General features: G+C 74.3%; 11 protein-coding genes and 1 pseudogene. 6 read left to right on the top strand and 6 right to left on the bottom strand.

The window, feature by feature from the left end; genetic code table 11:
- Nucleotides 1–74: 74 nt before the first annotated feature.
- From ACFQ9Z_RS24705 to ACFQ9Z_RS24695, 3 genes are all read left to right on the top strand, one after another.
- Nucleotides 75–467: a hypothetical protein gene (locus tag ACFQ9Z_RS24705; protein WP_383022613.1), complete on the top strand. Its 393-nt coding sequence runs from the start codon at nt 75–77 to the stop codon at nt 465–467.
- A 162-nt stretch (nt 468–629) separates the two neighbouring features.
- Nucleotides 630–2051: a S28 family serine protease gene (locus ACFQ9Z_RS24700; RefSeq protein ID WP_383022610.1), complete on the top strand. Its 1422-nt coding sequence runs from the start codon at nt 630–632 to the stop codon at nt 2049–2051.
- Nucleotides 2052–2387: 336 nt separating this feature from the next.
- Complete coding sequence (locus ACFQ9Z_RS24695) at nt 2388–4223, top strand: glycoside hydrolase family 3 protein (protein WP_383022607.1); 1836 nt, start codon at nt 2388–2390, stop codon at nt 4221–4223.
- Between the two features lie 200 nt (nt 4224–4423).
- Here ACFQ9Z_RS24695 and ACFQ9Z_RS24690 read toward each other — a convergent pair whose 3' ends face one another.
- The 4 genes and pseudogenes from ACFQ9Z_RS24690 to ACFQ9Z_RS24675 form a co-directional block, all read right to left on the bottom strand.
- Nucleotides 4424–5671, bottom strand: coding sequence for an MFS transporter (locus tag ACFQ9Z_RS24690; protein ID WP_383022604.1), 1248 nt, complete (start codon nt 5669–5671; stop codon nt 4424–4426).
- Between the two features lie 228 nt (nt 5672–5899).
- Complete coding sequence (locus tag ACFQ9Z_RS24685) at nt 5900–6700, bottom strand: sugar phosphate isomerase/epimerase family protein (RefSeq protein WP_383022602.1); 801 nt, start codon at nt 6698–6700, stop codon at nt 5900–5902.
- A gap of 16 nt (nt 6701–6716) precedes the next feature.
- Nucleotides 6717–7205 (bottom strand): annotated as a pseudogene (locus ACFQ9Z_RS24680) (GNAT family N-acetyltransferase); the annotation flags it as partial.
- A 296-nt stretch (nt 7206–7501) separates the two neighbouring features.
- Nucleotides 7502–8554, bottom strand: a complete 1053-nt coding sequence (locus ACFQ9Z_RS24675) for a LacI family DNA-binding transcriptional regulator (RefSeq protein ID WP_383022600.1) — start codon at nt 8552–8554, stop codon at nt 7502–7504.
- A gap of 279 nt (nt 8555–8833) precedes the next feature.
- Between ACFQ9Z_RS24675 and ACFQ9Z_RS24670 the strand changes: the two genes are divergently transcribed.
- The 3 genes from ACFQ9Z_RS24670 to ACFQ9Z_RS24660 are packed head-to-tail and all read left to right on the top strand — an operon-like array spanning nt 8834 to nt 11981.
- Nucleotides 8834–9985: a Gfo/Idh/MocA family protein gene (locus ACFQ9Z_RS24670; protein WP_383022597.1), complete on the top strand. Its 1152-nt coding sequence runs from the start codon at nt 8834–8836 to the stop codon at nt 9983–9985.
- Nucleotides 9982–11133 carry a dihydrodipicolinate synthase family protein gene (locus tag ACFQ9Z_RS24665; protein ID WP_383022595.1) on the top strand — a complete coding sequence of 384 codons (1152 nt, stop codon included), beginning with the start codon at nt 9982–9984 and terminating at the stop codon, nt 11131–11133. Before ACFQ9Z_RS24670 ends, ACFQ9Z_RS24665 begins: the two co-directional genes overlap by 4 nt.
- A 47-nt stretch (nt 11134–11180) precedes the next feature.
- On the top strand, nt 11181–11981 hold the full coding sequence (locus tag ACFQ9Z_RS24660) for a sugar phosphate isomerase/epimerase family protein (protein ID WP_383023074.1): 801 nt from the start codon (nt 11181–11183) through the stop codon (nt 11979–11981).
- Nucleotides 11982–12179: 198 nt separating this feature from the next.
- On the opposite strand, the gene rbsD is transcribed toward ACFQ9Z_RS24660, so the two are convergent.
- Both rbsD and ACFQ9Z_RS24650 read right to left on the bottom strand, forming a co-directional pair.
- Nucleotides 12180–12569, bottom strand: coding sequence for a D-ribose pyranase (gene rbsD / locus ACFQ9Z_RS24655; RefSeq protein ID WP_383022593.1), 390 nt, complete (start codon nt 12567–12569; stop codon nt 12180–12182).
- A complete protein-coding gene (locus ACFQ9Z_RS24650; RefSeq protein WP_383022590.1) occupies nt 12566–13489 on the bottom strand; it encodes a ribokinase in 924 nt (307 codons plus the stop codon). Before ACFQ9Z_RS24650 ends, rbsD begins: the two co-directional genes overlap by 4 nt.
- Nucleotides 13490–13522 lie beyond the last annotated feature (33 nt).

Genomic DNA, 13522 nt, shown 5'->3' with positions numbered 1-13522 from the left:
CGCGTCCGTACATCAGTACGGTCGTCGGTCACGTATACCGGGGACGTACGACCGCGGTACGGGGAGGGACGACGATGGACTGTGGTGCGATACGCCGGCGTCTGGCGCTCGGTGCGGCCGCGCTGGCCGCCTCCGGCGCGCTGGCCCTCGCGGTGCCCGGCGCCGCCCAGGCGGCCCCGGCCGGTTCCTGCGCCGGACACGAGATACGCACTTTGCCCTTCGGCACCGGCGTCGTGCACGTCTACAAGCGCAACGGCTACGTCTGCGCCGTCACCGTCGCCCGGCACCCCGGCGCCCGGCGCGCGATGTCCGTCAGCGTCCAGGCCCGGGGCAACCGGCCGGTCGTGGACGCGGGCCGGTTCCGGCACCACGCCGGCCCGGTGACCGTGCACGCCGGGCAGCGCTGCGTGTGGGTGCGGGGCTCGGTGGGGCGCGACTCGGTCAGCTCCGGCTGGATCCTGTGCTGAACCGCCCCGGCCCGCGGCCCGCCCGACCCCGGGCCGCGCGAGTTTCCGGGTCGCACGGCCGCGTAAGCCGCGGATCCGCGTAAACCGCACAACCCCCTCTGGTGTCACGGCAGTTGCTCCGCTAGCTTCCGGCGCACATCTGTCTCACAGGGGAGAGTGCGCATGCGCAAGGCGCTCAGATGGCTGCTGGCGCTCACGGTGTTCATAGGCACGCTGAGCACAGCGGGCGCGGCCACCGCCGCCCAGTCCGAGCCCGACATCAAGGACCGGCTCCTGGCGATACCCGGCATGAGCCTGGTCCAGGAGAAGCCGTACCCCGGCTACCGGTACTTCGTCCTGAACTTCACGCAGCCGGTCGACCACCGGCACCCGTCCAAGGGCACCTTCCAGCAGCGGATCACCGTGCTGCACAAGGACACCAGCCGCCCGACGGTCTTCTACACCGGCGGCTACAACGTCTCCACGACCCCCTCCCGCCGGGAACCCACCCAGATCGTGGACGGCAACCAGGTCTCCCTGGAGTACCGCTTCTTCACACCCTCCCGGCCGGCCCCGGCCGACTGGTCCAAGCTGGACATCTGGCAGGCGGCCAGCGACCAGCACCGGGTCTACCAGGCCCTGAAGCCGATCTACTCCGCCAACTGGCTGGCCACCGGCGGCTCCAAGGGCGGCATGACGGCCACCTACTTCGAGCGCTTCTACCCGCGCGACATGGACGGCGTGATCGCGTACGTCGCCCCCAACGACGTCGTCGACAAGGAGGACTCGGCCTACGACCGGTTCTTCGCGGGCGTCGGCACCAAGGAGTGCCGGGACCGGCTGAACGCCGTCCAGCGGGAGGCGCTGGTGCGCCGCGAGCCGCTGGAGAAGCGGTACGCGCAGTACGCCGCCGACAACGGCTACACCTTCGACACCATCGGCGGCCTGGACAGGGCCTACGAGGCGGTGGTCCTCGACTACGTCTGGGGCTTCTGGCAGTACAGCCTGCTGAAGGACTGCGACACGGTCCCCGCCGACGCGGCGACCGCGACCGACGACGCCGTCTGGGACTCGGTCGACACCATCTCCGGCTTCTCCGCCTACACCGACCAGGGCCTGGAGACGTACACGCCGTACTACTACCAGGCGGGCACCCAGCTCGGCGCCCCCACCATCCACTTCCCGTACATCGACAAGAAGCTGATCCGCTACGGCTACCAGCCGCCCCGCAACTTCGTGCCCCGCTCCATCCCGATGCGCTTCCAGCCGGACGCGATGCGGGACGTGGACACCTGGGTCAGGCGGCAGGCCCGGCACATGCTCTTCGTCTACGGCGAGAACGACCCGTGGGGCTCGGAGCGCTTCCGGCTCGGCGCGGGCTCCCGTGACACGTACGTCTTCACCGCCCCCGGCATGAACCACGGGGCCAACGTGGCGGGCCTGGTGCCCGACCAGAAGGCGCTCGCCACGGCCCGCATCCTGGAGTGGGCGGGCGTCGCGTCGGCGGCGGTCGAGGCCGACCCGTCCGCGGCCCGGCCGCTGGCCCGCCACGACGCGCGGCTGGACGTGCGGGACGTGGAGCGCGAGCCCGCGCTGCGCCCCTGAACCGACGCCCCACGATCCGCACCCGCCGCCCCATCCCGCCGCCCCACGTGACGTCCCCGGGACGCCGCGTGGGGCGGAACCCGTCACGGCCCTGCGCCGTCCAACCCGAGGCCGCCGCCGGCGCCGCTGGTGCGGTGCCGGCCCGGACGCGAGGCCGGCGCACCCTCACCGCCGCACCGCGCCCGGCGGCCGCCGCCGTCGGCGCGCCCCCCTCCTCAGCGCCGGCGGCGGTCCCATCCCGGCTTCCTGTGCGTTCCCTTGACGGAAAGAAACTTCCCGGATATTGGTGGCTCCTTGGAAGTTTCCTTCAGCGGTTCTCCTCCGGAAGGAGCACGCGTGCACGACAGCAGCACGGGAAGCACGGGAAACACCCCGCGGCCGTCCAGACGGGCCGTTCTCGCCGCCACCGCGGGCATCACGGCCGCGCTGACCGTACCGGCCACCGCCCACGCCGCGGCCTCCGGCGACGCCAGGCTGCGCGCCCTCATCTCCCGCATGTCGCTGGAGGAGAAGGTCGGCCAGCTCTTCGTGATGCGGGTCTACGGCCACTCCGCCACCGCCCCCGACCAGGCCGACATCGACGCCAACCTCGCGGAGATCGGCGTCCGCACGGCCGCCGAGCTGATCGCGAAGTACCGGGTCGGCGGCATCATCTACTTCACCTGGGCGCACAACACCCGGGACCCGCACCAGATCGCCGATCTGTCCAACGGGATCCAGAGGGCCTCCCTCGAACAGCCCCGCGGCCTGCCGGTGCTGATCGCCACCGACCAGGAGCACGGCATCGTGTGCCGGGTGGGCGAGCCGGCCACGCTGTTCCCGGGCGCGATGGCGGTCGGCGCGGGCGGCCGCACCGCCGACGCCCACACCCTCGGCCGCGTCTCCGGCGCCGAACTGCGCGCGATGGGCATCAACCAGGACTACAGCCCCGACGCCGACGTGAACGTCAACCCGGCCAACCCGGTCATCGGCGTACGGTCCTTCGGCGCCGACCCGGAGGCGGTGGCCCGCCTGGTGGCCGCCGAGGTGAAGGGCTATCAGGCCTCCGGGGTCGCGGCCACCGCCAAGCACTTCCCCGGGCACGGCGACACCGCCGTCGACAGCCACACCGGCTTCCCGGTCATCACGCACAGCCGGGAGCTGTGGGAGCGGCTGGACGCGGTGCCCTTCCGGGCGGCGATCGCGGCGGGCATCGACTCGATCATGACCGCCCACCTGCAGTTCCCGGCCCTCGACGACTCCGGCGACCCGGCCACCCTCTCCTCCCCGATCCTCACCGGCATCCTGCGCGGCGAACTCGGCTACGACGGGGTCGTGGTCACCGACTCGCTCGGCATGGAGGGCGTGCGCACCAAGTACGGCGACGACCGGGTGCCGGTGCTCGCCCTGAAGGCCGGCGTCGACCAGTTGCTCAACCCGCCGTCGCTGGACGTGGCCTGGCACGCGGTCCTCAAGGCCGTCCAGGACGGCGAGCTGACCGAGACCCGCCTGGACGAATCGATCCTGCGCATCCTGCGGCTGAAGGCCGGGCTCGGCCTCCTCGACCGGACGCCCTACGTCACCGCGGCCGGCGTCGACCGGACGGTGGGCACGAAGGCCCATCTGGCCGCCGCCGACCGGATCGCGGAGCGCACCACGACCCTGCTCGTCAACGAGGACCACGTCCTGCCGCTCGACCGCCGCAGCGGCTCCAGGGTCCTCGTCGTCGGCGCCGACCCGGCCTCCCCGTCCGGCACCACCGGCCCGCCCACCACGGTGCTCGCGGCCGCCCTCACCGAGCTGGGCTTCACCGCCACCGCCCTGTCCACCGGCACCGCGCCCTCCGCCGCCACCGTCACCAAGGCGGTGACGGCCGCGCGGGACGCCGACGCGGTGGTCGTGGCCACGTACAACGTGACGGCGGGCAGCAGCCAGCGGACCCTGGTGGAGCAGCTGCTCGCCACCGGCAAACCGGTGGTGGCCGTCGCCGTCCGCAACCCCTACGACGTCGCCCAGCTCCCCGCCGTCAAGGGGTTCCTGGCGACCTACTCCTGGACCGACGTGGAACTGCGCGCCGCCGCACGGGTGATCGCCGGCCGGGTGAAGCCGCACGGCAGGCTCCCGGTGCCGGTGCAGCGGGCGGACGACCCGGCACAGGTGCTGTACCCGCTGGGACACGGACTGACGTACTAGGCCCACGGGGCGTACCGGCCGTACGCCCCGCGCCGGGGGCGGACGCCCGCGACGGACGGGCCCACGCCGCCCGCGCACCGGCCGTGGCCCGCCTCAGGCCCGGTCCTCGTCCGGTGCGGCCCCTGTTTGGGGGCCGCACCGGACGGCGGACGCCCGGAGGAGACCGGGTCCGGCCCCGGGACGGTGCCGTGCCGTGCCGCTCACGGCGCGTCCGGCACGGTGAGGTCCCGTGTGCCCGCCCGCAGTTCCGGCGTCGCCGCCGCGACCGCCGCCACCGCGAGGACGCACATCAGGCCGCCGCTGACCAGAGCGGCCGCCCCCGAGGTGATGCCCGCGAGCAGTCCGCCGCGCACGTTGCCGAGGCTGGGTCCCGCCTGGCCGACGATCTGCTCGGCCGCCGTGACCCGGCCGAGCAGCGCGTCCGGCGTGCGGGTCTGCACGATCGTGGAGCGGGAGACGACCGCGGTGGCGTCCGCCGCCCCCGCGAGCACGAGCAGGGCGAGCCCGGCCCAGGGGCTGGTCGACAGCCCGAACGCGACCAGGGCCGCGCCCCAGGTGCCGGAGGCGCACAGCATCACCGCGCCGGGCCGCCCGAGCCGGGTCAGCGAGCCGGACAGGGCCGTCGCCGAGACCCCGCCCACCGCCAGGGCCGACAGGAACAGGCCCAGGGTGCGCGGGTCGTCGCCGAACCGCTCGGCGTTGACCAGCGGGAACAGGCTGACCGGGAAGGACAGCACGGTGGCGGCCAGGTCCGTGATCAGCGCGCCCCGCACCACCCGGTGCCGGGCCAGGAAGCGCAGCCCGTCCAGCACCCCGTGCAGCCCCGCCCGCGACGGCTCGCCCTCCGGCGGCAGCGGGGGCAGCCCGAAGGCGCCGTAGAAGGCGAGCCCGAAGCTGAGGGCGTCCAGCAGGTAGCAGGTGCCGATGCCGAACCGGCCCAGCAGCACACCGGCCAGGGCGGGGCCGAGCAGCATCATCGACTGACCGGTGACGACGTTCAGGGCGAGCCCGGCGCCCACCTGCTCCGGGGGCAGCAGCCGGGGCACGAACACCCCGGCCGCCGGGGCGCCGAGCGCGCCGAAGGCCGACTGCACGGCGACCAGCGCGAGCAGCGCCACCACCGGGACGTGCCCGGTGAACCCCTGCACGGCCAGCAGCAGCGAGCAGGATGCCTGGCCCACGGTGGCCGCCAGATAGACCCGGCGCCGGTCCGCCCGGTCCACCCAGGCGCCCGCGAACAGCCCGAACACCACCAGCGGCAGCGCCTGCGCCAGCCCGACCGCACCGGTCCACGCCGTGCTGCGGGTCATGTCCCACACCTGGTACATGACCGTCACCCAGGTCATGAACCCGCCGAGCAGGGACACGGTCCGGCCGATCAGCAACCGCCGGAAGACGGGCGAGGTGCGCAGCGGCGTCACGTCGATGAGGGAACGGCTGAGACTCATGAGCGCGGGAGGGAGTGCGCGGCCTGCGAAATCACCGGGGGAGGCTAGCCGCCCGCGACCGCCCCGGCCACCGAATTAGCCCGGGGTGGTGGGCGCGGCCGAGTCAGGGCCCCGCCCCCGGACCCGGCGCGGGCGCCCGGGTCCGGGGCGAGTGGCGGGCGTCCCGCGCGGGCCCGGGTGCGGGGTGAGTGGCGGGGCGTCCCGTGCGGGCCCGGGTGCGGGGGTCGGTCAGGCCGCCTCGCCCAGGAGGCGTACGAGGTGGTCGCGGCCCGCGTCGAGGAGGTCGGGGAGCGGGGCGGCGGACTCGTGCCAGCGCTTCTCGTACTCCCAGCACAGCCAGCCGTCCCAGCCGTTGCGGCACAGGACGTCCACGCACTCGGTGAGCGGCAGCACGCCGGCGCCGAGCGGCAGCGGGGTGCTCTCCTCGGCCGAGGCGATGTCCTTGACCTGGACGTAGCCGAGGTGCGGGGCGAGCGCCGCGTAGCTGTCGGCGGGCTGCTCACCGCCCAGCCAGGTGTGCATCACGTCCCACAGCGCGCCCACCTGCCGGTGCCCGACCGGACCCAGCACACGGATCACGTCGGCGCCGGTGCGGTGCGAGTCGTGGGTCTCCAGCAGGATCCGGACGCCGAGCGCGGCGGCGTCCTCGGCGGCGGCGCCGAGCCGCCGGGCGGCGAGGGAGTCGGACTCCTCGCGGGGCCGGTCCGGGTCGGCGCCGGGGAAGACCCGCACGAACGGGGCGCCCAGATCGTGGGCGAGTTGCAGGAGCCGCCGGATCTCGTCGAGGACGGGAGCGTCGTCGCCGGGCGCGGCGACGCGCGTGTATCCGGCCAGGGCGAGCAGTTCGATCCCGGCCGCCTTGAACTGCGCGGCCGTCTCGGCCCGCTCGGCGGGGGACAGACCGGGGTGCACGGGCTCCTCGGGATGGGCGCGCAGTTCCACACCGTGGTAACCGTGCGCGTTCGCGAGTGCCAGGACGTCGGGCACGGGAAGCCCGGGGACACCGAGAGTGGAGAACGCCAACTTCATGCTCGGACCCTACTCGTCAGGTGCCCGCTCCGCGCAGATCCAACCGCCAGTCCTGGCCGACCAGATCCTGGCCGAAGGAACGGTGCGGCTTCTCGGCGACGAGCACGAAGCCGTGCCGCTGGTAGATGCGCCGGGCGCCGCTGAGCACGTCGTTCGTCCACAGCACCAGGTCCCGGTAGCCGGCCTCGCGGGCGAAGCCGACGACGGCGCGCACCAGCCGGTCACCGATCCCGTGCCCGCGCGCGGAGGGCTCGACGAGCAGCAGCCGCAGCCGTGCGGTGCCCGGGTCCTTGTCCCGCACGCACATCACGCACCCCACCGGCCGGCCGTCCAGCTCGGCGATCCACACCCGCTCCAGCCGCGGGTCGTGGTCCCCGGCGAAGTCGGCGACGATCCGCGCCACCAGTCCCTCGTACTCGACGTTCCACCCGTACTCGGCCGCGTACAGGGCGCCGTTGCGCTGCACGATCCAGCCCAGCTCCCCGGGCAGCGGCCCTCTCAGCACGCTCCCGGTCTCGTCAAAGACACCCGAACTCACAACCCCGAGCCTAACGATCCCCCGGACACCGCCGAGCACAGCAACGCCGCGGGGCGCCAGCTCCCTTCAGGCACCCCCACCCCCGACACCGCCGAGCAGCAGCAGGGGCGCGGGGAACTGCGCGCCCAGCCCCACGAACCCGCACCCGCCCGAGCCCCTCAGGGACCCCACACCCCTAACGCCGCCGAGCAGCAGCAGGGGCGCGGGGAACTGCGCGCCCAGCCCCACGAACCCGCACCCGCCCGAGCCCCCCGCCCTCCGAGCTACTGGGCGCCCCGCGGAACCCCGGAGGACCCCCGCACCATCAACTCCCCCCGCACCGACGCGACCCCCCCAGGCGGAGCCTCCTCGCGGCCCATCGCGATGCGCCCCGCCCGCGCGCCCGCCTCGGACAGCGGCAGCCGCACCGTCGTCAGCGACGGCACCGCGTCGATGCTGAACGGCAGGTCGTCGAAGCCGGCCACCGAGACGTCCTCGGGGACGCGCAGCCCGGACTCGCGCAGCGCGGCGCACGCGCCCAGCGCGACGGAGTCGTTCGCGGCGACGATCGCCGTCAGGGACGGGTCCCGGCGCAGCAGTTCCAGCGTGGCCTCATGACCGGACCGGCGGTCGTAGCGGCCGTGCACCGTCCAGCGCGGGTCCTCCTCGACGCCGGCCGCCGAGAGCGCCGCGCGGTGGCCCTCCAGCCGGTGCCGGGTGGTGGTGCGCTCCTCGGGGCCCGCGATGTAGCCGAGCCGGCGGTGGCCGAGGCCGATGAGGTGGTCGGTGAGGGCGCGGGCGCCACCGCGGTTGTCGAAGGTCAGCGCGACGGCCTCGGTGTCCGGTGCGGGCGGCCGCCCGCACAGCACCACCCGGGTCCCGGCCTCGGCCAGCTTGCGCAGCTTGGCCGAGACCGCCGCGGCGTGCGGCGCGTTCTCCACGGCCCCGCCGGTCAGCACCACCGCCGCGGCCCGCTGCCGCTGCAGCAGGGTGAGGTACGTCAGCTCCCGATCCGGCGAGCCGCCGGTGTTGCACACCACCGCCAGCCGCTCACCGCCTGCCCGGCCGCCCGGCCCCCCGATCTCGGCCTGTATCGCGCTGGCCATGATCCCGAAGAACGGGTCGGCGATGTCGTTGACGAGGATGCCCACGAGGTCGGAGGTGGCCGCGGCGAGCGCGCTGGCCGGGCCGTTGAGGACGTAGTCCAGCTCGTCGACCGCCCGCAGCACCCGCTCCCGGGTGGAGGCGGCCACCGGGTAGTTGCCGTTCAGCACGCGCGAAACCGTCGCGGGGGAGACCTGAGCGCGGGCCGCCACGTCCGCCAGGGTCACCGTCATCTCGTCGTCCTCCGGTCGCGCATGGGGTCGCGCATTGGTGCTCGTACGTCCTCGTGGGCAGGCGGCGTGCGGTCACGGTTCCGCGCGCGCCGAGCAGACCATACGGCCACCCGGGCCGTTTGTTCGCCCCCTCGAACAACTCGAAGAGGACACGGTCTTGTCCCGGCCTGGGTGCAGAGGCTAGCTTCTCATCGGCCAGAAAGCGCTTGCTGCACCCGTTGGCGATGCCGACGCCGGCACCGCCGGGCAAGGCCTCCCGGCGTTACGAAGGGGACTGACGTGACACGCAAGACGGTGCGGATCGCCATGAACGGCGTGACCGGACGCATGGGCTACCGCCAGCACCTCGTCCGGTCGATCCTCGCCCTGCGCGAGCAGGGCGGCCTCGACCTGGGCGACGGCACCGTGCTGTGGCCCGAGCCGATCCTGCTCGGCCGCCGCGAGCACGCCCTCAGGCGGATCGCCGACCGGCACGGCCTGGAGCACGTCTCCACCGACCTGGACGCGGTGCTCGCCGACCCGGACGTCGACGTCTACTTCGACTCCCAGGTCACCTCCGCCCGCGAGGACGCCATCAGGAAGGCGATCGCGGCGGGCAAGCACGTCTACACCGAGAAGCCCACGGCCACCGGACTCGACGGCGCCCTCGAACTGGCCCGGCTGGCCCGTGAGAAGGGCGTCAGGCACGGTGTCGTCCAGGACAAGATCTTCCTGCCGGGCCTGCTCAAGCTGAAGCGGCTCGTCGACGGCGGCTTCTTCGGCCGGATCCTGTCCGTCCGGGGCGAGTTCGGCTACTGGGTCTTCGAGGGCGACTGGCAGGAGGCCCAGCGCCCCTCCTGGAACTACCGCGCCGAGGACGGCGGCGGCATCGTCGTCGACATGTTCCCGCACTGGGAGTACGTCCTGCACGAGCTGTTCGGCCGGGTGACCTCCGTCCAGGCCCTGGCCACCACCCACGTCCCGCAGCGCTGGGACGAGAACGGCAAGCCCTACGACGCGACGGCGGACGACGCCGCGTACGGCGTCTTCGAGCTCGAGGGCGGCGCGGTCGCCCAGATCAACTCCTCCTGGGCGGTGCGCGTCAACCGCGACGAACTGGTCGAGTTCCAGGTGGACGGCACCGAGGGCTCCGCCGTCGCGGGCCTGCGCAGGTGCCGCGTCCAGCACCGCTCGGCCACCCCCAAGCCGGTCTGGAACCCGGACGTCCCCGCCACCGAGGCCTTCCGCGACCAGTGGCAGGAGGTCCCGGACAACCAGGAGTTCGACAACGGCTTCAAGGCCCAGTGGGAGCTGTTCCTCAAGCACGTGCACGCCGGCACCCCGTACCACTGGGACCTGCTGGCCGGCGCCCGTGGCGTCCAGCTCGCCGAGCTGGGGCTGAGGTCCTCGGCCGAGGGCCGCCGCATCGAGGTCCCGGAGATCGCGCTGTGACCCTCGCACTCCCCGACGCCGACGGGAGCCTGCGCACGTACGAGCCCAGGACCGAACCGCTCGCCGTCACCCCCGGCACCCCCCTCGCCTCCCGCACCGTCTTCTCGGCGGCGCACGTCGTGGCCGACCCGTTCGCCGACACCACCCCCGACTCGCCCGCCGCGGTCGACTGGGACGCCACCCTCGCCTTCCGCCGCCACCTGTGGTCCCACGGGCTCGGCGTCGCCGAGGCGATGGACACCGCCCAGCGCGGCATGGGCCTGGACTGGGCGGGCGCCGCCGAGCTGATCCGCCGCTCGGCGGCCGAGGCCCGGGCGGTGGGCGGCCGTATCGCCTGCGGCGTCGGCACCGACCAGATCACCGGCGGCGGCCTCGCCGGCATCCGCGCGGCCTACGAGGAGCAGCTCGAGGTCGTCGAGGAGGCGGGCGCGCAGGCCATCCTGATGGCGTCCAGGGCGCTCGCCGCCGCGGCGCGCGGCCCCGAGGACTACCTGGAGACCTACGGCCACCTGCTGCGCCAGGCCGCCGAGCCGGTCGTCCTGCACTGGCTCGGCCCGATGTTCGACCCGGCGCTGGAGGGCTACTGGGGCTCCTCCGGCCTCGACGCGGCCACCGAGACCTTCCTGGACGTCGTCGCCGCCCACCCCGACAAGGTCGACGGCGTCAAGGTCTCCCTGCTGGACGCCCGGCGCGAGGTCGACCTGCGCCGCCGGCTCCCGCGGGGCGTGCGCTGCTACACCGGCGACGACTTCGACTACCCCGAGCTGATCGCGGGCGACGACCAGGGCTTCAGCCACGCCCTGCTCGGCATCTTCGACCCGCTGGGCCCACTGGCCGCCGAGGCCGTCCGGGTCCTGGACACCGGCGACACGGCGGGGTTCCGCGCCCTGCTCGACCCGACCGTGCCCCTGTCCCGGCACCTCTTCCAGGCGCCGACCCGCTTCTACAAGACCGGGGTCGTCCTCCTGGCCTGGCTGGCCGGCCACCAGGACCACTTCACGATGGTCGGCGGCCTGCAGTCGGCCCGCTCCCTGCCGCACCTCGCCCGCGCCTACGAACTCGCCGACGGCCTGGGCCTGTTCCCCGACCCGAAGCGGGCCGAGGAGCGCATGAGGAACCTGCTCTCGCTGTACGGGGTGAACCAGTGACCACCGAACTCGCAGGCGCCGACCTCGCCCGCTTCTCCGTCAACCAGATGACCGTCAGACAGCTCGGCCTGCCCGAACTGGTCGATGCCTGCGTCCGGTTGGGCGTCCCCGGTGTGGGACTGTGGCGCGAGCCCGTCCAGTCGTACGGCGTGGCGGCGACCGCCAAGCTGGTCCGGGACGCGGGTCTGGCGGTCACGACCCTGTGCCGGGGCGGCTTCCTCACCGCGGCCGGCCCGGCGGAGCGGGCGGCGGCGCTGGCCGACAACCGCCGCGCGATCGACGAGGCCGCGACCCTCGGCACGGACACCCTGGTCCTCGTCTCCGGCGGCCTGCCGTCCGGCTCGAAGGACCTGCGGGCGGCCCGCGAACGCATCGCCGACGCCCTCGCGGAACTCGGGCCGTACGCCGAGGAGCACGGGGTGCGGCTCGCCATCGAACCGCTGCACCCCATGTTCGCGTCCGACCGCTGCGTGGTCTCCACCCTCGCCCAGGCCCTGGACCTCGCCGAGCGCTTCCCCGCCCACCAGGTGGGCGTGACCGTGGACACCTACCACCTGTGGTGGGACGACCTGGCGCCCGGGCAGATCGCCCGCGCGGGCGCGGCCGGCCGCATCCACACCTTCCAGCTCGCCGACTGGGTCACCCCGCTTCCCGAGGGCGTCCTGAACGGCCGCGGGCAGATCGGCGACGGCTCGGTCGACATGCGGGAGTGGAAGGGCTACGTGGAGGCGGCCGGGTACACCGGGCCCATCGAGGTCGAGCTGTTCAACGAGAGGCTGTGGGCCCGGGACGGCCGCGAGGTGCTGGCGGAGACGGCGGAGCGGTTCGTCTCCCACGTGATCCGGTGAAACTGGTTCCGCAGGCCGTACAACCCAGGCCGTACAACCCTCTGCCCGCCTCCCGTGTCGAACCCGTCGTCCGGAACTCCTGGGGAGGGGACCCTGGGGGGGATCAGGGGGTTCCGGCACGGAGGGGAAAGCCGAGGGGGTGCGCCCGGTCGACGGACCGGGCGCACCCCCTCGAAACGTCCGGACGCCGCCCGGAGGTCAGAAGAACACCCCGCACCGCAGCAGCACGTTCGCGTACGGCCGTGCCTCCCCGGTGCGCACCACCAGCCGCGCCCCCGCCGACAGCTCCTTCAGCCGCTCGTGCGGCACCAGCGCCAGCTCCGGGAAGTGACCGTCCAGCAGCGCGCTCGCCGCCGGATTTGCGTCGCGCACCTCCTCGGCGGCCGTGGCCCCCTCCACCACCAGCTCGGCCAGCAGCCCCTCCAGGACCTCGGCGAACGAGGGCACACCCGCGCGGAAGGCCAGGTCCACCACGCGCGGCCCGTCCGGTATCGGCATGCCCGCGTCGCACACCAGCACCCCGTCGCCGTGCCCCAGCGCGGCCAGCGCACCGGCCAGATGACGATTCAGAATGCCCGCCTTCTTCACCGGTCACCGCCCCGCTCGCCGAGCGCCTCGGCCTCCGCCGCCGTCGGGTACGACTCCTGCGCGCCGCGCCGCGTCACCGCGGCCGCGCCCACCAGAGCCGCGTGGGCCGCCGCCTCCGGCAGCGCGGCGCCCACGCCCAGCTTCCAGGCCAGGGCCGCCGTGAACGCGTCGCCCGCGCCGGTGGTGTCCACCGCGTCCACCCGCACCGACGGGACCCGGGTCACCCCGGAGGAGTCGCACACCAGCGCCCCGGCCGCGCCGAGCGTGACCACCACCGAGCGCGGGCCCCGGGCCAGCAGCAGCGGCGCCCAGTCCTCCGGTTCCCCGCCCGCGCCGTCGTCGCCGAGGAGCACCCGGGCCTCGTGCTCGTTGACGATCAGCGGGTCGCAGGCCGCCAGCACCCGCGCGGGCAGCGCGCGCGGCGGGGACGGGTTGAGCACGAACCGGCTGCCGTCCGGCAGGTTCCGCACCACCTCCTCGACCGTCTCCAGGGGAATCTCCAGCTGCGCCGACACCACCCGCGAGGCACGCAGCAGACCGGCGGCCCCCCGTACGTCCGCCGGGGTGAGCCGGGCATTGGCGCCGGGCGAGACCACGATGCTGTTGTCCCCGGAGGGGTCGACGGTGATCAGCGCGACGCCGGTCGGCGCCCCGCCCACCAGCACGCCCGCGGTGTCCACCCCGGCCGCCCGCTGCGCGTCCAGCAGCAGCCGGCCGTGGGCGTCGTCGCCGACCCGGGCCAGCAGCGCCGTACGCGCGCCGAGCCGGGCCGCCGCGACGGCCTGGTTGCCGCCCTTGCCGCCCGGGTGGACGGCCAGGTCGCCGCCCAGCACCGTCTCGCCGGCGGCCGGCCGCCGCTCGACCCCGATCACCAGGTCGGCGTTGGCCGAACCCACGACCAGGAGGTCGTAGTCGTACATGGAATTGACTCCCCTGAGAGATGACCGGGGCGG

It is taken from the genome of Streptomyces sp. NPDC056580, from assembly GCF_042793175.1.
Lineage (GTDB): Bacteria > Actinomycetota > Actinomycetes > Streptomycetales > Streptomycetaceae > Streptomyces.
The sequence above is the reverse complement of the archived record's forward strand: the minus strand, read 5'-3'. Positions and strand labels throughout refer to the sequence as shown.

Coding starts and splice junctions, on each gene's coding strand:
- ACFQ9Z_RS24650 (WP_383022590.1), bottom strand. CDS start 13,489: ATGTACGACTACGACCTCCTGGTCGTGGGTTCGGCCAACGCCGACCTG.
- ACFQ9Z_RS24685 (WP_383022602.1), bottom strand. CDS start 6,700: ATGAAGTTGGCGTTCTCCACTCTCGGTGTCCCCGGGCTTCCCGTGCCC.
- ACFQ9Z_RS24700 (WP_383022610.1), top strand. CDS start 630: ATGCGCAAGGCGCTCAGATGGCTGCTGGCGCTCACGGTGTTCATAGGC.
- ACFQ9Z_RS24690 (WP_383022604.1), bottom strand. CDS start 5,671: ATGAGTCTCAGCCGTTCCCTCATCGACGTGACGCCGCTGCGCACCTCG.
- ACFQ9Z_RS24675 (WP_383022600.1), bottom strand. CDS start 8,554: ATGACGGTGACCCTGGCGGACGTGGCGGCCCGCGCTCAGGTCTCCCCC.
- ACFQ9Z_RS24660 (WP_383023074.1), top strand. CDS start 11,181: ATGACCGTCAGACAGCTCGGCCTGCCCGAACTGGTCGATGCCTGCGTC.
- ACFQ9Z_RS24705 (WP_383022613.1), top strand. CDS start 75: ATGGACTGTGGTGCGATACGCCGGCGTCTGGCGCTCGGTGCGGCCGCG.